The organism is Paenibacillus sp. J22R3, assembly GCF_056269305.1.
On sequence record NZ_JBWDNS010000006.1, the window covers coordinates 209920 to 233203 of the forward strand.

The 23284-nt window shown below is 53.1% G+C and carries 16 protein-coding genes; 9 read left to right on the forward strand and 7 right to left on the reverse strand.

What is annotated here, in order from left to right:
- Positions 1 to 50 precede the first annotated feature (50 nt).
- Positions 51 to 1403, forward strand: a complete 1353-nt coding sequence (locus AC0YN4_RS24535) for a hypothetical protein (RefSeq protein WP_475837020.1) — start codon at positions 51 to 53, stop codon at positions 1401 to 1403.
- Between the two features lie 801 nt (positions 1404 to 2204).
- Here AC0YN4_RS24535 and AC0YN4_RS24540 read toward each other — a convergent pair.
- Positions 2205 to 3863, reverse strand: a complete 1659-nt coding sequence (locus tag AC0YN4_RS24540; RefSeq protein ID WP_090982104.1) for a glutamine--tRNA ligase/YqeY domain fusion protein — start codon at positions 3861 to 3863, stop codon at positions 2205 to 2207.
- A 155-nt stretch (positions 3864 to 4018) separates the two neighbouring features.
- Here AC0YN4_RS24540 and AC0YN4_RS24545 point away from each other — a divergent pair, with 155 nt between their 5' ends.
- The 5 genes from AC0YN4_RS24545 to AC0YN4_RS24565 all read left to right on the forward strand — a co-directional run bounded on the left by AC0YN4_RS24545 (position 4019) and on the right by AC0YN4_RS24565 (position 10641).
- On the forward strand, positions 4019 to 4543 hold the full coding sequence (locus tag AC0YN4_RS24545; protein ID WP_475837021.1) for a MarR family winged helix-turn-helix transcriptional regulator: 525 nt from the start codon (positions 4019 to 4021) through the stop codon (positions 4541 to 4543).
- Positions 4544 to 4549: 6 nt separating this feature from the next.
- On the forward strand, positions 4550 to 6280 hold the full coding sequence (locus AC0YN4_RS24550) for an ABC transporter ATP-binding protein (protein ID WP_475837022.1): 1731 nt from the start codon (positions 4550 to 4552) through the stop codon (positions 6278 to 6280).
- Positions 6277 to 8256, forward strand: a complete 1980-nt coding sequence (locus AC0YN4_RS24555) for an ABC transporter ATP-binding protein (RefSeq protein WP_475837023.1) — start codon at positions 6277 to 6279, stop codon at positions 8254 to 8256. The genes AC0YN4_RS24550 and AC0YN4_RS24555 overlap by 4 nt, the downstream gene beginning before the upstream one ends.
- Before the next feature lie 166 nt (positions 8257 to 8422).
- Positions 8423 to 9994 (forward strand): glutamate synthase-related protein, encoded by a 1572-nt coding sequence (locus AC0YN4_RS24560; RefSeq protein WP_475783094.1) that lies wholly within the window; start codon positions 8423 to 8425, stop codon positions 9992 to 9994.
- A 113-nt stretch (positions 9995 to 10107) separates the two neighbouring features.
- Positions 10108 to 10641, forward strand: a complete 534-nt coding sequence (locus tag AC0YN4_RS24565; RefSeq protein WP_475783095.1) for a YceI family protein — start codon at positions 10108 to 10110, stop codon at positions 10639 to 10641.
- Between the two features lie 530 nt (positions 10642 to 11171).
- Here AC0YN4_RS24565 and AC0YN4_RS24570 read toward each other — a convergent pair.
- The 6 genes from AC0YN4_RS24570 to AC0YN4_RS24595 all read right to left on the reverse strand — a co-directional run bounded on the left by AC0YN4_RS24570 (position 11172) and on the right by AC0YN4_RS24595 (position 19053).
- The gene (locus AC0YN4_RS24570) at positions 11172 to 12431 is read right to left on the reverse strand and encodes a hypothetical protein (RefSeq protein ID WP_475837024.1); all 1260 of its coding nucleotides are present in this window, start codon (positions 12429 to 12431) and stop codon (positions 11172 to 11174) included.
- Between the two features lie 42 nt (positions 12432 to 12473).
- On the reverse strand, positions 12474 to 13367 hold the full coding sequence (locus AC0YN4_RS24575) for a carbohydrate ABC transporter permease (protein WP_475783097.1): 894 nt from the start codon (positions 13365 to 13367) through the stop codon (positions 12474 to 12476).
- Between the two features lie 18 nt (positions 13368 to 13385).
- The gene (locus tag AC0YN4_RS24580) at positions 13386 to 14291 is read right to left on the reverse strand and encodes an ABC transporter permease (protein ID WP_475783098.1); all 906 of its coding nucleotides are present in this window, start codon (positions 14289 to 14291) and stop codon (positions 13386 to 13388) included.
- Between the two features lie 71 nt (positions 14292 to 14362).
- Positions 14363 to 16069, reverse strand: coding sequence for a sugar ABC transporter substrate-binding protein (locus AC0YN4_RS24585; protein ID WP_475783099.1), 1707 nt, complete (start codon positions 16067 to 16069; stop codon positions 14363 to 14365).
- A gap of 136 nt (positions 16070 to 16205) precedes the next feature.
- Complete coding sequence (locus tag AC0YN4_RS24590) at positions 16206 to 17243, reverse strand: response regulator transcription factor (RefSeq protein ID WP_475837025.1); 1038 nt, start codon at positions 17241 to 17243, stop codon at positions 16206 to 16208.
- Positions 17218 to 19053, reverse strand: a complete 1836-nt coding sequence (locus tag AC0YN4_RS24595) for a sensor histidine kinase (RefSeq protein ID WP_475837026.1) — start codon at positions 19051 to 19053, stop codon at positions 17218 to 17220. Before AC0YN4_RS24595 ends, AC0YN4_RS24590 begins: the two co-directional genes overlap by 26 nt.
- A 255-nt stretch (positions 19054 to 19308) precedes the next feature.
- Between AC0YN4_RS24595 and AC0YN4_RS24600 the strand changes: the two genes are divergently transcribed.
- From AC0YN4_RS24600 to AC0YN4_RS24610, 3 genes are read left to right on the forward strand one after another with little or no spacing between them, the layout of a single operon-like run.
- Positions 19309 to 20508, forward strand: a complete 1200-nt coding sequence (locus AC0YN4_RS24600) for a tetratricopeptide repeat protein (RefSeq protein WP_475837027.1) — start codon at positions 19309 to 19311, stop codon at positions 20506 to 20508.
- Complete coding sequence (locus AC0YN4_RS24605; RefSeq protein WP_475783103.1) at positions 20505 to 21260, forward strand: glycosyltransferase family 2 protein; 756 nt, start codon at positions 20505 to 20507, stop codon at positions 21258 to 21260. The genes AC0YN4_RS24600 and AC0YN4_RS24605 overlap by 4 nt, the downstream gene beginning before the upstream one ends.
- Positions 21257 to 22870, forward strand: a complete 1614-nt coding sequence (locus tag AC0YN4_RS24610; RefSeq protein WP_475837028.1) for a glycosyltransferase — start codon at positions 21257 to 21259, stop codon at positions 22868 to 22870. The genes AC0YN4_RS24605 and AC0YN4_RS24610 overlap by 4 nt, the downstream gene beginning before the upstream one ends.
- Positions 22871 to 23284 lie beyond the last annotated feature (414 nt).

Genomic DNA, 23284 nt, shown 5'->3' on the forward strand with positions numbered 1-23284 from the left:
AACTTATATAATCGTACGTAAGTACAACTTTCACAAGGGAGTGTCGCGCATTGAATAGAGTCGTTATTGACAATAAAGGTATACCGCCTCTTGCCGGAATATGTTCTTACGAAGAGGCTTGTAAGCCCGGATTTACCGTCGACCAAAGTGTGAATCTGCTGAAGCGTTTCAACTTTATTGCCAAGAACCTCAATCAAATCTTGTCCGCGCATCTGGCAGCTGTTCCTGAATGGGAAGTAAAATGTGCGTTTGGCTATCATCTGTGGCTCGATGCCGAGCACAGTGCCGCTATTCGCAAACGGGTTTCTGAAATGCGCGAGCCTCCCCTGCATCTGGATCAAGACCCGGATGAGCATCTGCGCATCTGGCTTGAAGAAGCGATTCGTGCGGAGAATACGGTGGAGCTGCTCACCGGGATCTACCGGGTCATTCGACCGGAACTGGTGAAAGCGCTGTCTGACTATATTGCGGATGTGAACAAAATCACGGAGCATCCCACCTATCGCCTGCTTCGCGGCATGCTTCAGGATGAAGAGGAAATGATTGCTTGGGGAGAAGCGGCTCTGACGGCATTGATCAATACGCCTGAGCAGGCGACATTGGCATCGGAATGGGAAGCCCATCTACGCTCGTTCTTGCTAGCAGCAGGCGGAGTGTCGGGGGATCTCGATGCTGTGGTTTGTGATGCAGTTCCGCGTTCGGACGGTCAACGCTATGAGATGGACCCGATGCCTCGGCGCGACGAGCGGTTCATCGATCCTTACAATACGTCCGCCAAGATCGATGCCTACTTCGGTGACGACAGCCGCTCGCCGGAAGAGCGCGCGTATTCTTTAATTTACAAACGGCTTCGCGAGATGGATGTACCGGAGTGGATGGGGCCGATTCTGTACAAAACGGAAGGAAAACCGTGGGAATACTACACCGATCTCAGCCGCCAGCTATGGGATGAAACCCGGCATGCGATGCTTGGGGAGATCGGTCTTTACTTCGGCGGTGTCCCGTTCTATAAGTACCCGATTCATATGGGATCTTCGGTAATCCTGAATACCGAGTTTAGCCCGCAGGAGGCTCACCTCATCCTGTGGCGAATTGAACAAAGCCTCATGCCGAAGCACACCGGCAAGCAGAAAGAATGGGAAATCGCGAAGGATACCAACAATCCGATTTCGCTGCTGATCCAAGATTACGATTGGGCCGACGAGGTGCTTCATGCCCAAATCGGACGCAAGTGGCTCGTTCCGGATTACGGCAGCTTAGCGGCCATGACTGAAAGTGGCGACCAAGCGATGAAGGCATGGGGGCAGGCGAACGTCAAAACCGCCGAGTGGTCCGAGCAGGCCGAGTGGTGGCCGCAGTTTATGGATGAAATCCGCGCCAATGAACTGGCGCGGAAGGGTTAGGTTAGGGGCACCGCCATTGGCGGTGCTTCTTTTGGGCTGGGCCGGCCGGGCGAGCTTGAACAAGTAGCCTGGCTAAGGCGGGGTTCGCCGGGTCGGGCGGGCTAGCCAGGTCTACCGGCTAGAGCTCGACCCGGCCGAGGTGGCCAACTTGGCAGGCAAGCGAGTGCAAGGATGGCGAAGAAGGCCAACTTGCCCTACTCGCTGGCCTCGCAGCCGCGCCAGTGGCTGACCTCACCATGGAATGTTGCGCTAAATGCAACATTTGAACAGATTAGCTGTCCCATTCAGCCCAATGCTGCACAAAATGCAACATTGTTCGGTAAACTAACCCTTATTAGGCTGTTTTCACGGGAAATGTTGCATATCGCGCAACATTCCTTTCCCTGCTTGCTCTTTATCGCTAAGATTGTTGCAGGTTATGCAACTTTCGGCCCTCTCGCGGCGCGAAGATGCATAACTAGGTAGATATCCTGCAGCAAATGGTTACAGAAAGTAGCATATCGGGTTGGTTTTACTCGGATTGCGATGATATAAGCGACTATTCATCTTACTAGTTAGCTTTGGGGTGGTTTGACCAACCTTTAGCGGATTTACCGCTTACGGCAGCCCAAACTGCGGTTCGGGTTAGTTTTAGTCATACTTTGACGCCATAAGCGACTATTCCGCTTAAGATCAAGTTTCGAGGTGGTTTCGCCCCACTTAAGCGGATATGCCGCTATCAGCAGTATCCACCAAACCTAAAACAAAGGGGCCGGCTCCACAGTCATGAACAATGACTGCGGAGCCGGCCCCTTAACGCGCTTAAGCCTTCGGATCAAACGAGCTCTTCAGCGACACGATGCGGTTGAAGACAACCTTCGATTCGCTGGTATGCTTCGGATCTACGTTGAAGTAGCCGTGGCGGAAGAATTGGAACTTGTCCTGTCCGCGCGCTTCCTTCATGTTCGGTTCGACGAAGCCTTGCAGCACGTCGAGGGAGTTCGGGTTGATGCGGTCAAGGAAATCCTTGCCCTCATCCTCCGGATTGTCGAGAAGCAGCGGCTCGAACAGGCGGAATTCCGCCGGTACCGCTTGGGAAGCTTCCACCCAGTGGATGGTGCCCTTCACCTTACGGCCGGTGAAGCCTGATCCGCTCTTCGTTTCCGGATCATAGGTGCAGCGAAGCTCCACTACGTTGCCGGCTTCGTCCTTCACCACTTCTTGGCATGTAATGAAGTAAGCATGCTTCAAGCGGACTTCGTTGCCGGGGAACAACCGGAAATATTTGTTCGGCGGGTTCTCCATGAAGTCGTCCTGCTCGATATAAATTTCACGCGAGAACGGAATTTGGCGGCTGCCCATCTCTTCGTTCTCCGCATTATTCTCGGCTTCAAGCATCTCCACTTGCCCTTCCGGGTAGTTAGTGATGACTACTTTCAGCGGTGCAAGCACGGCCATCGTGCGCGGCGCCTTCAGCTTCAAATCTTCACGGATGAAGAACTCCAGCATCCGCTCATCTACCACGCTATAAGCGCGCGCTACGCCGATTTCGCGGCAGAAGGCACGCAGCGATTCCGCCGTAAAGCCCCGGCGGCGAAGTCCGCTGATCGTCGGCATGCGAGGATCGTCCCAGCTTTCGACGACGCCTTGATCGACGAGCATTTTGAGGTACCGTTTGCTCATGATCGTATTCGTCACGTTCAAGCGGGCAAACTCATATTGACGCGGCTGCGATTCCATCTCGCATTCGATGATCGTCCAATCGTACAACGGGCGGTGATCTTCGAACTCCAGCGTACAGATCGAGTGAGTTACTCCTTCAATCGCATCGCTGATCGGGTGAGCGTAGTCATACATCGGATAGATGCACCAAGCATCGCCGGTCCGGTGATGATGAGCGTGAGCAATGCGGTACAGCGCAGGGTCGCGCAGGTTGATGTTCGGCGAGCTCATGTCGATTTTGGCACGCAGAATCCGTTCGCCGTCCTTGAATTCACCTGCACGCATGCGAGCGAACAGATCCAAGTTCTCTTCCACGCTGCGGTCACGGTAAGGGCTGTTTTTGCCGGGCTCCGTCAAGGATCCGCGCATTTCGCGCATTTGCTCAGCCGTCAGGTCGCAGACAAACGCTTTGCCTTTCTTAATCAGAAGCACCGCACGTTGATAGAGCTCCTCAAAATAATCCGAAGCAAAACGAAGGTCGTCCCACTCAAAACCGAGCCACGTCACGTCCTCTTGGATCGATTCTACATATTCCGTATCTTCTTTCACCGGATTCGTATCGTCAAAACGCAGGTTCGTTTTCCCGCCATATTCGTCGGCAAGCTCAAAATTCAGACAGATCGATTTGGCATGGCCAATATGCAGGTAACCGTTCGGCTCCGGCGGGAAGCGAGTAATGACTTCGCTGACTTTACCGGCTTTCAAATCTTCAGCCACGATATTTTTAATAAAGTTAGAGGATGATGTCTTGTTCTCCATTGCGACCAACCTTTCCTACCTAAAATCTTATCCTACTATCATACACAATTTTCAGAGTGTTTATAAATAGTAATCTTGACATTCCATTGGCGGAATAAATATACTTAGGTTAGCTAACTAAACTAAATGCATGACGCAAAAAAGGAGCACTCCCTATGCAAGGTGATCACGAGCACGAACGCCACACCAGCCACCAGCTTATCCGCGCATTCCGACAGCTCAAGCATATTCCGTTCAAGAACCGCAACCCGATTGAGAACTGCACGCCCAGCGAGACGATGACGCTGTTTACCATCGGTGGAGCGATGCGCTCCAATCCCGCCGGACTGAAGGCATCGGAACTCAGCAATCTGATGAATGTTGCCTCGCCGACGATCACACAGACTGTGAATGTGCTAACGGCCAGAGGTCTGCTTGAGCGCAGTACGGACCCGAGTGATCGCAGAGTGGTACGAATTAAACTGACGTTGGAAGGCGCTAGGCTGACCGGACTTGCTCGAGCCGCCATGCATGCCCGGATGAACGGACTGATTGAGCATCTGGGGGAGGATCGTGCAGCACTGCTCGTGGAATTACTCGATGATGTCTTCGCCTTCTATCATGGCGAGCGACCGGAGGAATATTCCGTATGGTGCAAGGACAATCCAAGCAAACCAATCCATTCCAAAGAGGGTGAATAAGCGTTTATGATGAAACTTCTTCGTATGCTGCGGCCTTACCGCATCCCTGTTTTTTTCGTGCTTCTATTCGTATTCCTTCAATCGCTATCGGACCTGTACCTCCCAACGCTGCTCGCCGACATTGTCGACAAAGGCGTTGTGCAAGGCGATAATCCGTACATCTGGCGGATCGGCGGCTTCATGCTGCTCATCGCACTGGGCGGCGGCATCTGTTCGATTGGTGCGAGTTACCTGTCCGCTAAAGCAGCAGGCGGCTTCGGCCGTGACCTGCGCAGTCGTGTCTTCGGACATGTAGAGAAGTATTCGCTGCATGAATTCGACCAAATCGGCACCGCTTCTCTCATTACACGAACGACCAACGACATTACGCAAGTTCAGCAAGTGCTGATGATGATGATGCGGGTCATGGTCATGGCCCCGATGATGTGCTTCGGCGGGATCATCATGGCACTCTACAAAGACGTTAATCTCTCGCTCATCATTATTGCGATCGTACCGATTCTCGCACTCATTATCTTCGCAATCGTCAGTCGCGGTGTCCCGCTGTTTAAGGCTATGCAGAAGAAGATCGACAAGCTCAACCTCGTACTCCGCGAAAATCTTACCGGGATCCGCGTTATCCGTTCCTTTAACCGGATCAACCATGAGCAAGGACGCTTCAATGATGCCAATTTCGATCTGACCGATACATCGATCAAAGTAAACCGGATCATGGCCTCGCTTATGCCTGCGATGATGCTGGTGTTGAACTTCGCGAGCCTTGCCATCGTCTGGTACGGCGGGCTTCGTATCGACGGCGGCCATATGGAGGTCGGAGATTTGATGGCCTTCATCCAATACGCGTGGCAAATCATGTTCGCGTTAATCTTTGCCTCCATGATGTTCGTCATGATCCCGCGCGCATCCGCTTCGGCAACTCGGATTAACGAGGTGCTGAACATGGTGCCGGATATTACGGACCCTAATGCAGCTTCTTCGGCAAAAGCAGTTGCAAGCGGCGAGCTTGCGTTCAACAATGTATTCTTTCATTACCCTGGTGCCGAAATGCCGGCGCTCTCCGATATTTCGTTCCGAGCAGGACGCGGCGAGGTGACGGCCATAATCGGCGGCACAGGCTCCGGCAAGTCTACGCTGATCAATCTCATTCCGCGCTTCTATGATGCTTCAAGCGGCAGCATTACGATCGGCGGCATCGATGTACGCCATATGTCGCAGGAGACGCTTCGTTCCATGATTGGCCTTGTGCCGCAGAAGGCGGTGCTCTTCACGGGCACCATTGCCGAGAACATTCGCTTCGGCAAAGAAGATGCGACTGACGAGGAAATTCGCCATGCAGCCGTTGTCGCACAAGCCAATGACTTCATCTCCGAGATGAAGGAAGGCTTCGGCTCGCCGATTGCGCAAGGCGGTACCAATGTATCCGGCGGTCAGAAGCAGCGGTTGTCCATTGCCCGCGCACTTATCCGTAGGCCTTCGGTCTATTTGTTCGACGACAGCTTCTCCGCGCTCGACTTCAAGACGGATGCCAAGCTGCGCGAGGCACTGCGCAGTGAAACGACGGATGCGACAGTCTTAATCGTCGCCCAGCGGGTCAGCACCGTCATGGATGCCGACCGCATCATCGTGCTCGATGACGGCCAAATCTCCGCGATTGGCACGCACCGCGAGCTGCTGCAATCGTCTACCGTCTATCGCGAAATCGTCACGTCACAGCTGTCAGAGGAGGAAATCGCATGAGCGAACTACAGAAAGGTCCTGCAGGCGGCGGTCCGGGCGGTTCAGGCGGTCCGCGACCGGGCGCTCCAACCGGCCCGGGTCCGGGTAATTTCGGCTTTGGTCCGGGACGCGGCGGCCCTGGCGGCATGATGGGTATGCAGGTTCAGAAGGCGAAGGATTTCAAAGGTACCTTGCGCAGATTGACCGCTTATCTGAAGCCACACAAGACGGCACTCCTTGTCGTGCTGTTGACAGCGGTGCTCAGTACGGTCTTCTCCATTCTCGGACCGAAGATCATGGGAAAAGCAACAACGAAGCTGTTCGAAGGACTGATGGGCAAGATCAAAGGCGTGCCCGGTTCAGAAATCGACTTTCATTATATTTGGCAAATCCTTGTTGTACTTGCGGTCTTATATGTCATTAGTGCTCTATTCGGATTCATTCAACAGTATGTCATGGCAAGCGTTGCGCAGAAAACCGTATACGACCTTCGCAAGGACGTTAATGAGAAGCTGGCGCGATTGCCTCTGAAGTTCTTCGATTCCCGGACACACGGGGAAATACTAAGCCGTGCTGTCAACGATGTCGACAACATCAGCGGCACGCTGCAGCAAAGCTTAACGCAGTTCATCACCGCCTTCGTGACGCTGATCGGCGTTGTCGTCATGATGCTGACGATCAGTCCGCTCATGACGCTCATCACGATTGTGACGCTGCCGCTTAGCTTCCTCGCGATTAAGATGATTGCGAAGCGATCACAGCTTTATTTTAAAGGGCAACAGAAAGCACTCGGTGAATTGAACGGCCACGTTGAGGAGATGTACACCGGTCACAATATCGTGAAAGCCTTCGGTCATGAGCGCAAATCCGTTGCCAAGTTTGATGCGGTCAATGAGGAGCTGTATCAATCCGGCTGGCGGGCGCAGTTCGTCTCCGGTATGATTATGCCGATCATGGGCTTCATCGGCAACATCGGCTATGTACTGGTCAGTGTCGCGGGCGGCATTCTAGTGCTGCACAAGTCGATTACAATCGGGGACGTGCAGGCATTCATCTCCTATTCGCGCCAATTCGCGATGCCGATTACGCAAACGGCTCAAATCGCCAACATCATTCAGTCGACGATTGCTTCCGCAGAGCGGATATTCGAGCTGCTGGATGAGGAAGAAGAAGTGTTGGAAGCGGCCGTTCCGGTTGCCATTGTAAGCAATCAGGCTGCAGCCGTTGTCGGCAAAGTGATGAAGCCGAAGGGCGACGTGAGCTTCAACCATGTGCAGTTCCGTTATAAAGAGGACACGGCGCTCATTGAAGACATGGATATCCATGTCCGCGCAGGTCAAACGATCGCCATCGTCGGCCCAACCGGCGCCGGCAAAACAACGCTGATTAACCTGCTGATGCGCTTCTATGAGCTCAATAACGGCAGTATTACCATTGACGGCGTAAACCTGACGGAGCTTCGCCGCGGCGATCTTCGGGGCTTGTTCGGCATGGTGCTCCAGGATACGTGGCTGTTCAACGGAACCATCCGCGACAACATCGCTTACGGACGCATCAGCGCCTCGGAAGACGAGGTGGTTGCAGCAGCCAGAGCGGCTTACGCCGACCACTTCATTCGAACTCTGCCCGATGGCTACGATACGATTCTGAATGAAGAGGCCTCGAATATTTCTCAGGGTCAAAAGCAATTGCTCACCATCGCCCGCGCCATTCTCGCCGACCCTGCCATCCTCATCCTTGATGAGGCGACAAGCAGCGTCGATACGCGGACAGAAATTCATATTCAGCATGCGATGAATCAGCTGATGCAAGGACGGACCAGCTTCGTCATCGCCCACCGCCTCTCGACGATCCGCGATGCCGATCTCATTCTCGTCATGAACCACGGCACCGTGATCGAGCAAGGCACACACGAAGACCTGCTCACCGCAGGCGGTTTCTACGCCGATCTGTACGAAAGTCAGTTCAGCAACCGCAAGCGTCAGGATGTAAGCTAGCACGCACACGGCAGTACACAAACCTCCACCCTACCTTCCAAGGCGGGATGGAGGTTTTCTCGTTCTTCCCTCTCCACCCACAGTAGTTAAGACTAAAACATGGAAGTACACGGTATACTGAAATGGGGATTATCGCCTGCTAATTTGACAACTGGGGGAGTCCGAGATGATATCCACGATTCTAATTTCCGCCGTATTCTTGCTTGTCGCACTGCCGCTGCTCGGGTTCTTCAGCTATATGTACATCCTCTCCAAGCGGCCCAAGCATTCCATTATCCGATCGCATCCTTTTCTCGGCTGGGTCCGCTATTTGCTGGAGAAGCTGGGTCCGGAGTTCCGACAATATTGGTTCGACAATGATACAGAAGGAAGGCCGTTCTCGCGGGCTGATTTCGTCGGCATCGTGTATGCGGCCAAATACCGCACGGATCTCATCTCCTTCGGCGGCCGGCGCGACTATGAGAAGCCGGGGTTTTATATATCCAATGCCATGTTTCCTAAGCTCACGAGCGAGCTTAAGGTCGACAACCTCCAGCTTGTGCCCGGCCGAAAATACGTCATCACCGATGAAGGTTTATTTACGCGCAAAGAACGAACGGTCGACGAAAGCGTCAAACGCTGGCTCCTCGCTGACGACGATGTCATTATTGTCGGTCAAGATCGCCCTCAGCCATGGCGGCTTAAAGGCATGTTCGGCGCGTCCGCTACTTCCTTCGGCGCTGTGGGCGAGAACTATATCCAATCGACAGGCAGCGGCGCAGCTATGGCCGGCGGGTCATGGATCAATACAGGCGAAGGCGGCGTTGCAGGCGTTCACCTGGCAACCGGTGTAGACGTCGTGTCCCAGATCGGCCCCGGTATGTTTGGTTTCCGTGACGATCAAGGCAAATTCTCGATTGAAGCGTTCAAGCACAAAGCAGAGAATCCGAACATTAAAGCGTTCGAGCTTAAATTCCATCAGGGAGCCAAGATCCGCGGCGGACATCTGGAAGGCTCCAAAGTAACAGAAGCGGTAGCGGCAGCAAGACTTGTCCCTGTCGGCAAAACCGTCAATTCGCCCAATCGTTTCGAAATGCTGACAGGTCCGGAAGAAGCGCTCCGTTTCATCGGATCCTTGCAAGAGGCCGGCGGCAAACCCGTCGGCATTAAGATCGTCGTCGGGGACCCGCAGCGGCTCGAGCCGTTATTCTCGGCGATGCTTGCGCTGAACATCTATCCTGACTTCATCACGGTGGACGGCTCTGAGGGAGGGTCCGGCGCTACGTTCAAGGCGATGGCTGACGGCATGGGGCTGCCGCTATATGCGGCGCTTATCATTCTGGACGACACGGCCCGTAAATTCGGCGTTCGCGAGCGCATCCGCATCTTTGCCTCAGGCAAGCTGATCACGCCGGACAAAGTCGCCATTGCCCTCGCGCTTGGAGCAGACTGCGTCAATTCGGCGCGCGGTTTCATGATGGCTAACGGCTGCATCATGGCGATGCAATGCCACACCGGCAAATGCCCGACCGGCATCACGACAACCGATGCCAAGTACCAAGCCGCACTCGCGCCTGAGGAGAAGCAGTGGCGGGTGATGAATTATATTTTGCAGCTGCGGGAGGGATTGTTCTCGCTGTCTGCGGCATGCGGTCTCGACAGTCCGCGCGGGCTGCGGCGAGAGCATGTCGTATTCACGACCGAAAGCGGCCAAACTACTCGAATTGCCGATCTGTTCCCTTATCCGGAGCCACAATAATGCATGAAGGATTTTTCTGACATTCGTATTGACAAAGACCTTCTTCCCCGATTAAACTTACTATATAATATTTAGTTTATTATTAATTGTAAGTAAATTTAGGAGGTCAATTCATGTCTTTGTCCAAATGGGTCGTTGATGCAAGCCACAGTAGTGTTGATTTCACAATCAGACATATGATGATTGCTAAAGTTAAAGGTACGTTTCACGAATTTAATGCCTCCATCGAAGCGGATCCAGCGGATCTGACTACGGCGAACATCGAATTTAATGTCGCGCTTAGCAGCATCGACACTCGCAATGCCGATCGTGATAACCACCTTCGTACAGGCGATTTCTTCGATATCGAGCAGTACCCAACACTATCCTTCAAGTCGACATCGATCAGCAAAACGGATGATGGCGAATACGACGTGACTGGCGATCTAACTTTGCACGGCTTGACTCGTACAGAAACATTCACCGTTACTTACGAAGGCAGCGGCAAAGATCCATGGGGCAACGAGAAAGTTGGCTTCAGCGGTAAAGGCGCTATCAAACGCAGCGAATTCGGCCTCACTTACAACGCAGCGCTTGAAACAGGCGGCGTTCTAATCGGCGACGAAGTGAAATTCACGATCGAAATCGAAGCTTCCAAACAAGCTTAATCGCACTTAAACAAAAAGATGGCAGCAGGGGGTTACCCTTGTGCCATCTTTTTTTGGTTTGCTTCACTCGCACTCCCTCGCCTAAGCAGCAGGGCCACTGCAGGGCCACAAGAAATGTTGCGTTTTTTGCAACATTTCCGGGGTTTATCGAGCTTATTCTAGTAGATGTTGCACAAAGTGCAACATTTTCGTTCTAATACGCTCATATGGCGCTCTTCTGCTCAGAAATGTTGCATTTCCTGCAACATTAGCTCCCCAGTACCCTCATGACGGCCAAATTGTTGCACTTTATGCAACAATCATGCACTCTCGCTCGCTCCGAAGCCCCGCCTAAGCAGCAGATGGCAGCAGAGGTTACCCTTGTGCGATCTTCGCACCTCCCGCCTAAGCAGCAGGAATTAGCAACTGGCATTACTCTTTTCTCTCATGACGGCCGATTTGTTGCATTTCGTGCAACAATCACACACCCGCCACGTCCCAGCAGAAGGACCATATCACCGTATGGCTGCCGGCACGAAGCGTACTCGTCGTCAGACGCTGAATTCTTCCCGCTCTTCTAGCGAAACCCGCTTATCGCCAATGCGCACATGGATAACCGGCCCCTGTTGATTAACCACCGTAATGCGGCCATCCCGAACTTCAACAAGCAGCGTATTGCTCAGCATCGCGATCCCTTCTGCTCTTACCCAGTCCACCCCATCCGGCAGCTGCGGTGTAATCTCGATCAGCTGTTGGTCGGCATATGGACGGACGCCCAGCATCCCCGTGACCATATTCCCGATAACCGAATACGACACCTCCGGGTACTCTCTGCGCTCCATCCCTTCGTCACACAACGTAAGAATAGCCTGGTAAGCCTCTTCTTTCTCACCCGTGGCATAATAGATGTCAGCCAAATGCGACATCTCCTCCACATTGGAGACACCGTTGCGAATGATATCCTGCACCGCCAGCCGCCGTTTCTCACCAGACAAGATCAGTCCAAAGTATACAGGCATGTATTGCGCCGACAAGTAATAGCTCGTATGGAAGCGACCATCCTGCAAAATAGCTCCACTAAACCGCTGCTCCGCCTCACTCCACCACTCTGCATCAAACTTATGCTGCAGCCGCTCCGCCAAAGCCATATAATGTGCCGCTTTATCAAACTCTCCGCGCAGTGAAGCAATCGCACTATAGGCGGCATAAGCGCCATATTGCGCCGCTACCAGATCGCCTCCCACCTTCGGAGTAAGCGAATCCTCCACATAAGACGCAATGCCGCGCCGACCCTCACCCTTCACATGATCGGGAATGCAGTCGCCATCGCGATCCCAGCGCTGCACGTAGTCATTTAAGCTCCGCTCGTAGAACGTAAGGAACCGTTCATCATTCAAGTAGTCGCGATCGCCGCTCCACAAATACTGCCGATAACAGCAGTCAATCACATCGAAGTTTGCGGGCAGGTTATACCAGAAGTCTTCATCATTCGTATAATCATCCGGGCATGGAAGCCCGTCCTTCGTGATTTCCCAATACGTACACCAATCCTTGGATTCGCTAATGTTCTCCGCAAACTTCAGCAGCATATTCTTCGTATGTGCGCCTAATCCAAGCACGGCCGCCCCTGCACTCATATGCGCCACATCGCGCATGCAGAATGCCTGACGCCCCGGCAGTGCGGCTTCATACCACGGCCCAACGGGATCACTTACCGACGCATAAGCCAGCGCCTGCTCCGTCGCCCAGCGCGCAGCAGCCTGAAGCCCAGCAGATGAAGAAGTCAGCTTAAACGGACTTAATACGGACATCGGACTCACTCCTTAACCTCATTTATCTCAAAGCAACCGAATCTATTTAACCGAACCTAACGTAATCCCACCGATAAAATACTTCTGCAAAAACGGATACACGCACAGAATCGGCACCGTCACGAGGACAGTTGTCGCCGCACGCAGCGTCTGCGGAGATAAGCCCTGAAACTTATGCAGCAGCAGCTGTTGATCGCGAATTTGCTGCGTGGCCTCGACTTCCAGAAGCAGCCTGCGAAGGTACACCTGGAGCGTATCGAATTTACCGTTAAAGTTATACAGAATGACATCAAACCATGAGTTCCAGTGCCCCACTGCTCCATAGATAGACACGGCGGCGAACACGGGCATCGCTACAGGAATGACAATGCGCCAATAGATGCGCAGCTCCCCTGCTCCGTCAATCCGCGCCGATTCGAACAGCGCTTCCGGCAGGTCGGAGATATAAGAAGCCATGAGCAGCATGAAGTACGCATTAATAATCCCCGGAATCCAGTACACCTGGAACGTATTCGTCAGATGCAGCTGGTTCATCAGAATATAAGTCGGGATGATGCCGCCGCTGAAGTACATCGTCATGAAGAACAGAATGCGCATAAACTTGCGGCCCGAGAACGTCCGAATGCTGATGATGTAAGACAAGAGCCCCGTAACGAATAAGCAGGTCCCCGTGCCGACCACGACACGCAGAACGGACCAGCCGAGCCCTTTCAGCAGCTTCTCATTCTCGAACAGCATGCTATAAGCGGAGAATGAGAACTTGCGCGGGAAGAAATAAATGCCGCCGCGCGCCGCATCTTTGCCGTCATTAAAGGACAGAGCCAGCAGATTGATGAACGGATAGACAACGATAAAAGCCAGCAGCAGCAGAGCGGCAACAATAAGGACATCCGCCACCCGGCTTGCAAAAGAGTTCTTGATATAAGAGGTTTCCATCGCGGGCAGTCCTCCTTCCTAGAAAATTGATGATTGCATGTAGCGCTTGGACAGACGGTTCGCCACGATTACGAGAATAAGACCGATTCCGCTCTTCATCAAACCGACGGCTGTTCCGTAGGAGTAATTCCCGAGCTGAACGCCGAAGCGATACACATACGTATCAATAACCTCGTAATGATCCTGCGTGAGCGGATTGCCGATCAAGAGCTGCTGCTCGAAGCCGGCATTCAGAATGCCGCCAATCGCGAGGATGAGCAGAAGTACGGCTGTAGAGCGGATGCCCGGCAGCGTAATATGACGCACAAGACCGAAGCGCCCCAGCCCGTCTACCCGGCCTGCTTCGTACTGCTCCTTATCAATCCCCGCAATAGCGGACAAGTAAATAATGGCGGAGAAGCCCATGTCCTTCCACACGTTGCTGCTAACAAGGATCGTCCAGAAGTATTTGCCCTCTGTCAGAAATCCGATCGGTCCGTCAATGAAGCCAAGCCTGATCAATATATCGTTCAGAATCCCGTCGCTTCCCAGCAGCGTGATGAGGATGTTAGCCACCACCACCCACGAGATAAAGTAAGGAATGTACGACAGCGATTGAATGGTCTTTTTAAAATAACGGCCTCTCAATTCGTTCAGCAGCAGCGCGAGAATAATCGGAGCGGGAAAACCAACGATTAAGTTTAAGAAGCTGATTACGAGCGTGTTGCGCATGATTTGCAGAAAATCCGGTTCATTGAAGAAGCGAACGAAATTGTCCAGCCCGATCCAATTGGAGAACATGGAATGTCCGGGGATATAATTCTGAAAGGAGATGAGCAGTCCATACATCGGGTAATACGAGAACGTAAGCACCCATGCGATCATCGGAATACAGAGCAGCCAAATTTGCCGTTCACGCCGCACTCTTTTCCACAGCTGTGTCATACTTGAGCCTCCATTTCCTATGAGAAAGGGAACCGCCCCGAACAGGAACGATTCCCCCGCTTTGCGCGTCGTTACTGCATTTTAGCCAAATTGCTCTGATACTCCTTGGTACGGAAGGCTTCAATATCCTTCAGGCCAAGCTTCTCTGCTTTATCGCGCATATCGTTGAAGGCGTTAACCGCATCCTGCTCGGTTTTGCTCATAACCGCCTTGGCAAACCCGGTTTTGATCAAATCTTCAATCTGCTGATTGACGATGGTAAGCGGATTATCGACCGAGAAGACGACGCGTCTTGCGGTATTGTCATAAATCGTATCCTTCAGGTTCGTGTTCATCAGCGCTTTCCACTTGTCTTCCATGTTGAAGTTCTGATCGTACCAAGCGGTGCTCTTATTGTCGTCGCTCATGAGTCCTTGCGGATGAGCCAGCCAAATTTGATTCCAGCCCGTAAGCTCATCTTCCTTCTCAAAATCAAGCGTGCCCGCAAACAGCTCCTTCTTGTGCTCCTCGTTGAAGGACCATTTGCCGCCTTCTTCATAATTCCACACCGACTCCGGTAAGTTCGGAATGCCCCAGCCCAATAAACGCGTGCCGATCGGCGTCATTTCAAAATCAAGGAATTTGATAATGTCTTCCGGATGCTCTTCTTTATCTGTAATGACCGTATAGTTCCAACCCGTTGTATCTTTAGGCGACAAGTATGCGGCTTCGGCCTCCGGTGCTTTCAAGCTGATTTGCACGTAGCGCTGCTCATCCGTCCAGCCCTGCATCGTCGTCTTCCATACCTCATGGCCGGCATTCCACGACTGCCACCAAGTTCCGATATGGCCCAGGATACGTTCGTTCGAGAACTTCAGTTTCCAGTCATCGAATTTGTTCAAGAAGCTGTCCGGATCCATCAACCCTTCGCGGAAGAAGCGATTGTAATATTTCACCGCATCAAGACCTTCCGACGTATTCAGCCAGTGCGTCAGGTTGTGGCTTGCATCATCCTTGTAGCCATCCTTCAAGCCCCAGATGCCCATGACGTTGTTGATGCCCACTTGATCGTTCCAGGAAATCGCGTACGTTTTCTCGCCCTGCGCGTTCTTCGGATGTTCGGCCACCATTTGCTTCAGCACATTGTAGTAATCATCCGGCGTCTCGATCTTCGGCGAGCCCATCGCTTGATACCAATCCCAGCGAATATGAGCACTAAAGTCCGGAATCGGCAAGTAGCCCCAGCCTCTTGGCACGCCCCAAAGCTTGCCATCCTTGTCCAGATAGGAGTTATATTTGGCACCGAGTTCTTTCTTGATGTTCGGGCCGTACTTGTCTACCAGAGGAGCTAAGTCAATCAGCTTGCCTTGGGAACGCCATTTGTCCAGCGACTCGCTGTCAATGGATGACATGACGCCGGGATAATCGCTGGAAGCCAGCATCAGGTTCAGCTTCTCTTTGCCATCGACATCATATTGCGTTTTCTTCACGTCAACGTTGAAATTCTCGAGGAGGTAATCATGAATCGCAACCAGCTTCTTCGCCGCTTTATCGGGATTGTCTTTGTCTGCGGAATAGTAATCGATCGTAATCGTCTTCTCGGGAACCGTCCAGCCGAACGCATTAACCTTCGGTGCAGCCGCTGCATCTGTCTCTGTATTCTGCTGCGTGTTTGTTGCTGCGCCTGTCGATTCGTCGTTCGTGTTCGCATCCTTAGCGTTGTCCGAACAGCCCGCCAGCAGCCCTCCGGTTAGAAGCACCGAGCCTAATACCATAGCCGTACTTTTTCTAAACTTCATCCTTTCATCCCCCTAACAGTGATAGTGTTTCGCTCGAGACGTAATGCTTACATGACTTATACTAGGGGACATGAATGGAATTGAGGATGTACATATCTTCACGAGTATGTGTTATTCATCACTGGGATGACAGCGTTTACACGAGCTTCCGATATTCGCTTGGCGTGACACCGACAACCTTCTTGAACAGCTTGGTGAAATGCGGGTAATCCGGATACCCCACCCGCTCGCCGACCTCGTAGGTTTTGAGCTGTTTCTGCTGACTCAGCAGCCTCTTGGCTTGCTCAATCCGGTATTCAATCAAGTAGGTGATGAACGACTTGCCTGTCTCCTGCTTGAACATGTTATAGAAATGCGTGACCGATATATTCAGCACCGAGAGCAGCTCATCCAGCTTGAACTGCGGATCGGCGTAACGAGCTTGAATAACGGCAATTGCATCGTAAATGGCGGAGTGTTTCCCCCAATTTCGACTGCCTCTTACTTGACCCAGCCCATGAAGAAGCATGTCGTGAAAATGCTGAATCATCTCAGAGAGCTGCTCTCTCCACACAAGTTCAAAGGCAAGCGGTGTTCCCCGTTCTTCCGAATGATGCCGAATGGCGGCAGCCGTGTCGAGCAAACTCTCTTTCTTCTGCTCATCCGGCAGCTCGTAGCTCAGAATCATCCGTACAACCCCATCAGCTGCCGCTTTCACGCCGGGCTCGTCCGCCTTCCAAATCAGCTCGAACAGCTCTCCGGATACTTGCAGGCATTGAAACATGAGGTCGCTCTTCGTGTGGCAGCACTCGATTTTCTTCCGGTGCTTCTCGTAAAGGCCCAGCATCAGTTCCTTAACGGCGGAGACGCGAATCGGCTTCAAAATATAATCAGCTACGCCATAACGCAGCGCTTCCCGCGCATAATCAAACTCCCCATAACCGGATAGGATCACGATCTCCGGCTTCCAGCCCTTCTCGTGTATGGCGCGAATCAGCTCCAGCCCGCCCATGACGGGCATGCTGATATCGGTAATAATGACATGCGGCTGTTCCCTCTCCGCCAATTCCAGCGCTTCTTGACCGTCCATCGCTTCCCCCACGATGACGAAATCGGGATGTGTATCGGTTACTATTTTGCGCATGCTCAGCTTGATCATCGGTTCATCATCAACCAGCAAGATGCGGTAGCTCATCGGTCTTGTCCTCCTTTGATTGGGCATGAAGCGGCAGCACCAATTGAATCGTAGTTCCGTTCTCATCCGAGGCTGCAATATACAGGCCATACGGTTCTCCGAAGAGCATCCGCGTGCGTGAATGCACATTATGCAATCCAATTGACAGCGAGCCCGGTTGCGGGCTGAAGCGACTCGCTGCGTCGGTTTCATTTTGCTGGAAGACTGTATTGTAACGTTCCATCGTTTCAGGCGGCATGCCATGTCCGGTATCTGTGATTTCCAGCACGAATCGGTTGTCATCGACGATGCTGCCCGCAATTCGAATTGCGCCGGGACGGAGTTTATGACGTTCATAGCCATGTTTGAAGCAGTTCTCCACAATTGGCTGGAGCGTCGAACGCACAGCCGGAATTGAAGCAGCTAGCGAACGGTCGACATCGATCCGATACGTAAACGTTGGATAACGCTCGGATTGAATCGCCAGATAAGCTTCGATATGCTGTAATTCATCTGCCAGAAACACGCCGCCGTTCGGATTCTGTACATTGTAGCGGAACATATCTCCCAAGGAGACAATCATATTGCTAATTTTCTCGTTCCCTTCCACGATGGCGTTGGAGTTAATAAACTCCAAGGTGTTATATAGAAAATGAGGATTAATCTGCGCCTGCATCGCATGCAGCAGCGACTCCTTCTGCTTCACTTCAAGCTCTTTCTCCCGAAGCTCGGACACATGCACGATTTCGATGAGCCGCTTGATCTCCTCGACCATTTTGTTAAATCCGCGGTACAAGCTCCCAATCTCATGCCCTCCGCCTTCACTCGGAGCTTTCGCGGTGAAATCGCCCATTTCTGCGCTCTTCATGAGCTGCAGCAGCTTCACCAAGGACTTGGTAATGGAGTAGACCACCCCGCTGGCAGCCAGCATCGACAACAGGAATAGCAGAACCAGCACTGCAATTGAAATTCGGCTTACGGTGACGATCGATTGATTGAGCTCCGACAGCAGCACCTCTGAGATCAAGGTCAAATCGGTGCGATCTGAACGAATAAACACGACTAGCTTCTTGCCTTGATCCGTATTCATCGTAAAGGTGCCGCTTTGCTTCGTGCCCATCTCCTTCAGATAGTTAGCCGGGACAATCTGCGACAGCTGGTCATCCTGCGGATGATAGATGACTTGATTGGCGGAATCCGCCACCCATACAAAGCCTGTCCGCCCAAGCTGCACCTGCTGAATGATATGCACCATCTCATCGCGCTTAAGGTCCACGATGAGCATCCCTTGCTTCATCGTGCTTTGCGGCGGATTAAATTTCATCGCCATTGCCACGACCCTTGTGCTCGGTGTCCCTTCGAAGCCCATGATTCGGAATTTCCCCGGAGACTTCAGCCGTTTGAGATAGAGCGAATACCGCTGCTCCGCAAGCATGAAGCTTGAGCTTGAGGTCGCTTTAATCCTGTCAGAGATGAGCGAGATCCCCTGAATATCCTGCCGATTCATGACGATCTTGGCAAACAGCTCCTTCTCGATCCGGTAGGAAAGCTCATAACGCTTAATGGGGTCATCATCCTGATTGTTGAGAAATGCCCCTGTCAAATCACTCGCCAGCATGGGCAGCATCGTCCGCTGCACTTCCGTGAAATACGTCTCCAAATGCAGATTGACCTGGTTCACCATCTGGATACTGGAATCTACCGCATTGCTCTCAATCACCTCGTAGGTCCGTTCATACCAGATCCAGCCGAGAATCGGCAGCGGAAAATAGAGAAAAATCATAATGAAAAGCAGCTTCTTCTGAAGTGAAACAGGCTTCAAGCGCTTCATAAGTAACCCTCCAATAAGCAATGGCTGTCGCCGTCGCAGTCGCTGATCGCGAGATAAGTCGATGAAATCAATGAACGAGGAACGATTAGAATTTGAATATAATCGATAATCTATGAAAGCGCTATAATAATTCAAGCTGCAGCGACTGGGCATAAATGGAATGTTCATCGGCCCCTACCCATACAATGAGGGATGAGTCAAAAGTCTGCGCGCTGCCCTTGCGGCAGTGCCCTTCAAACGGTGGGATGAGCTGAAATGGCAGATACCATTGTGTTGTTCCCGCATTGTGCGTGGGGGGACTTCCCTTATCGTGCAATGATCGAGTCAGCCGGCCGCGGGCGGACTGTCTACGTTGTAGCTTCGGCAGCCGCAATGGCAGGCGCACCGGAAGGCTATCGCGCTATCGCACCCGAGGCACTTGTTGCTATTCCGTGGGCAAGTACGGCGGCTGTTGTTTCCCATCCCTGCTGGATTTATGAGATTGCCGGCAGGCAGCCGGAAGCTCTGGTCATGCTTCTCCCCGCTGAGCTTGAGCAAGGGGATGAAGCTTATTTGCACTGTCGCGACGACTTGTGCGCGTCGGCTGCGCTTGTTGTGGCCGGCTCGGAGCCGTTCTACTTCGAGCAGTGGTTTCGGCGCGGCCGCGTCTTCATGCAGGATGGCATCGACACGGCGGCGGACGGGATTGCCACGGCAGCCGTAAGCGATGCGATCAGCGGGAAGGGGGTTGCTTCGCTGGCAAGGCTGCAGCTGCTGCGCCGATGTGATTTTCGCGAGGAGCAGTTGAAGCTGCTGCTGCCATCGGCCATGCAGTCTTTTTTTCAAACGGTTTATTACTATTTGCTTGGTGACACCGATAAGGCCGAGCAGTTGGGTAAGGCGGCGTTCGAGCGGGCGATCTTCACGGGTGATTCCGGGGCGATTTCGACTTATTTTCGCTTCTTATCTGCCATAAGGCTGCTGCAAGGGCGGCTGTCAGCTGCAATTGATACGTATGGGATCAGTGTGGTAACCGATCATGAGCGTGACGCCTTCTCGGAGTTAGTTGGATTACTGGCCGCAGGTCGCAATGAACTCGCCTCAGCGTTGCTCTATCGGCTGAATGACGATTACCGGCATGCCGCTGAACTCCTCGAGCCGCTTGTTGGCAATGCTGAGTCGGATGCCGATGTGCGAAGACGCGCAGCGGAGCTGTTAGTTGAGGTTTATTTGCTGAGCGGGCGGCCTGATGCGGCTTTGCCTCTTCTGGAGACTTCGCGGACGGATAATGTACAGAGTCGTTTGAAACGTTTGCAGATTGAGGGGAAAGTTCTGGCGCTGCAAGGTGAGCGCCATGCTGCCGTGCATGCGATGCTGCAAGCCGCCATGACAGGCATGGACCCGCTGAAAGCCGTCGCTGCGCTGGCCGCAGTCGACTACAAAGCACATCAGCTGGCAGAGGGGGAATATGCGTGAGCGATGCACCTCGGCCGCTTCGGAAGGCAAGCGGCAATAAGCTGACGGCTATGATGCAGGTGCGTAATGAGGCCGGTCGTTATCTGGAGGCCGCATTGGCCGACTTGTCCGGCTTTGTCGATGAAATCGTCATTGTCGATGACGCGAGTGATGACGGGACGCCGGATATTTGCGGCTCCTTCCCTAAGGTGAAACTGCTGGTGCGGCTGGAGGAGCCGCTGTTCGGGCAGGAGGCGCGGCTTCGCCAACTGTTATGGGAAGCGGCCTTGCGGACAGAGCCGGACTGGCTGCTGTCTATCGATGCGGATGAATTCTTCGAACAGAAGGCTAAGACGCGGATCCGAGCACTTATTGACCAGGATCGGTATGACTGGGTTGCTTTTCGCATGTATGATTTCTGGGGCTCGCTCGCCTACTATCGGGACGACCCGTTATGGCAGCTGCATAAGCGGCATACGATGATGCTTGTCCGCTACTTGCCGCTCTACTCCTACTTCTATCCGGCTTGGAATCACCATGTACCGCGGCTGCCGATCTCTTGCGCCGCACTGACAGGCTTCCAATCCGAGCTTCGCGTCAAGCATTACGGCTGGGCAGGCGATGAGGCGCAGCGAAAGGCCAAATACGACCGCTATATGCAAAATGACCCCCTCGGCAAGTGGGGCAGCTTGGAGCATTACGCCTCCATTCTCGATCCCCACCCCCACCTTGTGCGCTGGCAGGAGGATGAGGAAGCAGGTGGTGGGATTTGAAGACCGTTACGATTTTGACGCACAGCTACTTGAACGGTTATTCAGAGGGCGAAGCTTATTCGAGGCCGTTCGGAGGTGGCTTGGAACGGTATATTTTCGACTTATGCCGGGTCATTCAGGCGCGTGGCTGGCGTGCCGTTGTGTATCAGCTGTCGTATTTTCGCAGCTTCGATACGACCTATAACGGTGTAACCGTGCGGGGTTTTGCCTATGAGCTGAATGATATTGCCGGCGCGTTCGAGCGGATGGCCGCTGAAGCTGAGGGGCTAATTATTTACGGGAGCTGCCTGTGGCATCCTATTCGGTATGTACCGGGCAGTATCGGGATTTGTCACGGCGTCAGCTGGGATTGGCATGATATGAGCGAAGTGGTCAAAGCAGATGTCGCCGTTATGATTCAACGGGCGGTCAACGGCTTGGAGCGCATCGTGACCGTTGATTCACATTTCCAGACGTACTGCCGCTCCTGCTGCTCGTACGATGATGCGGAGCGGCTCGTGCTGCTGCCCAACGCAGTGGATACGGCTTGGTTCACGCCGAAGGGCGAGTTGGAGGATGACGGATTTGGGGAGGATGGAGTAGAGGACGATCGGCTGGTGGACGGCGGACTAGTAGACGATCGGCTCGAGAATGGCAGACTGGAGAATGAGGCAGTAGAAATAGTGCGGCTGGGGATCGTGACGGAGGCGGATGGCGAGCGAACATTAGAGGAGCGGGCATTAGCGCGAGATGGGGAGTTAGAGGTACAGGTTACGGAAGGCGAGGACTTATACTCGAGCGTAGTTGTAAGTTTTGACTTGGCTGGCGAAGATCTCGGTGAGAGTAATACCTCTGATATACGCGATAATTGCGTAACAAGTGCAACAGGCGATGACGTGGTAGCAGCGAGTGAGAATGCAGCAGGTGACGACGGGGTGGCGGCGAGTGTGGGGCTGGATGTGGCTAGTGATTCGGTTGTAAGTGGCGAAATAGTCGCGCACAATAGCGATCCGGCTAAAGCTTCTATCCACCTGATTAATTTGCCAGAGCTTGTCTCTAGCGGGCGACTTAGACTACTCTATCCGAGGCGGCTGAGCTACGAGCGCGGCATCGTGCCGATGATGCTCATTGCCGATCGACTGCTGGCTGAGATGCCGATGCTGACGGTGGAGTTTGCCGGCGAGCTTGTGGAAGGTACGCCGGTGGCGCTGGCTTTCTACACCTGGCTGAAGAGTCACCCTTACCGCGATCGAATCGTGCATCACACCTATGCTTTTTCTTCTGTGCGGGATGCTTACCGAGCTGCGGATGTCGCCGTTATACCAACCGTCTATTCGGAGGGAACCTCCCTCTCCTGCCTAGAGGCGATGAGCTGCGGCGTTGCCATTGTCGCAACCAATGTCGGCGGCCTCAATGATCTCATTACCGATGGCTTCAACGGACGCCTTGTCCCGCCAACCGAGAATGCGCTGTATGCCGCTGTGCGCGAGCTTCTCCTGGATGAGGAACTCAGACAGCGGTATGGCGCGGATGCAAGGCGCACGGCATTCGCTTTCGATATCGGCCGGTGGCAGCAGCGGTGGGGTTCGTTGTTGGAGGAACAGTTTGAACGACGGGACGCCGGCAGCTGAAAGGCTGCTCTGCCCCGGGATGCGAATTACACTGTGGGAACAGCTCGATTATCACCGTAACGTCCCGCTTGCCCTTTCTCTAGCAACAAAACTAGACATGATACTCTAACGAACCGTAGAGGTCTTATTTACACCAAAAACCTCGATTCTAAATTCTAACGAACCGTACAGGGCTTATTTACTCCCAAACCCGTGCATTTCCGCTTAACTGGGGCAAATAAGACCTCTGTGGTTCGTTAGAATTTTGGAAGCGCCTATTTCTACGAAATAAGACCCCCACGGTTCGTTAGAGTTGTGAGAGGCGAGGCTGAGGAAGGTTAGCGATGCGATTGCCAGCCACCAAGGCGTCTTGACAGTGACCTTACAAGCGCCGAAGTACGATGTGTTGCAGGCGCAAGTTGGTTAAGATTGCGA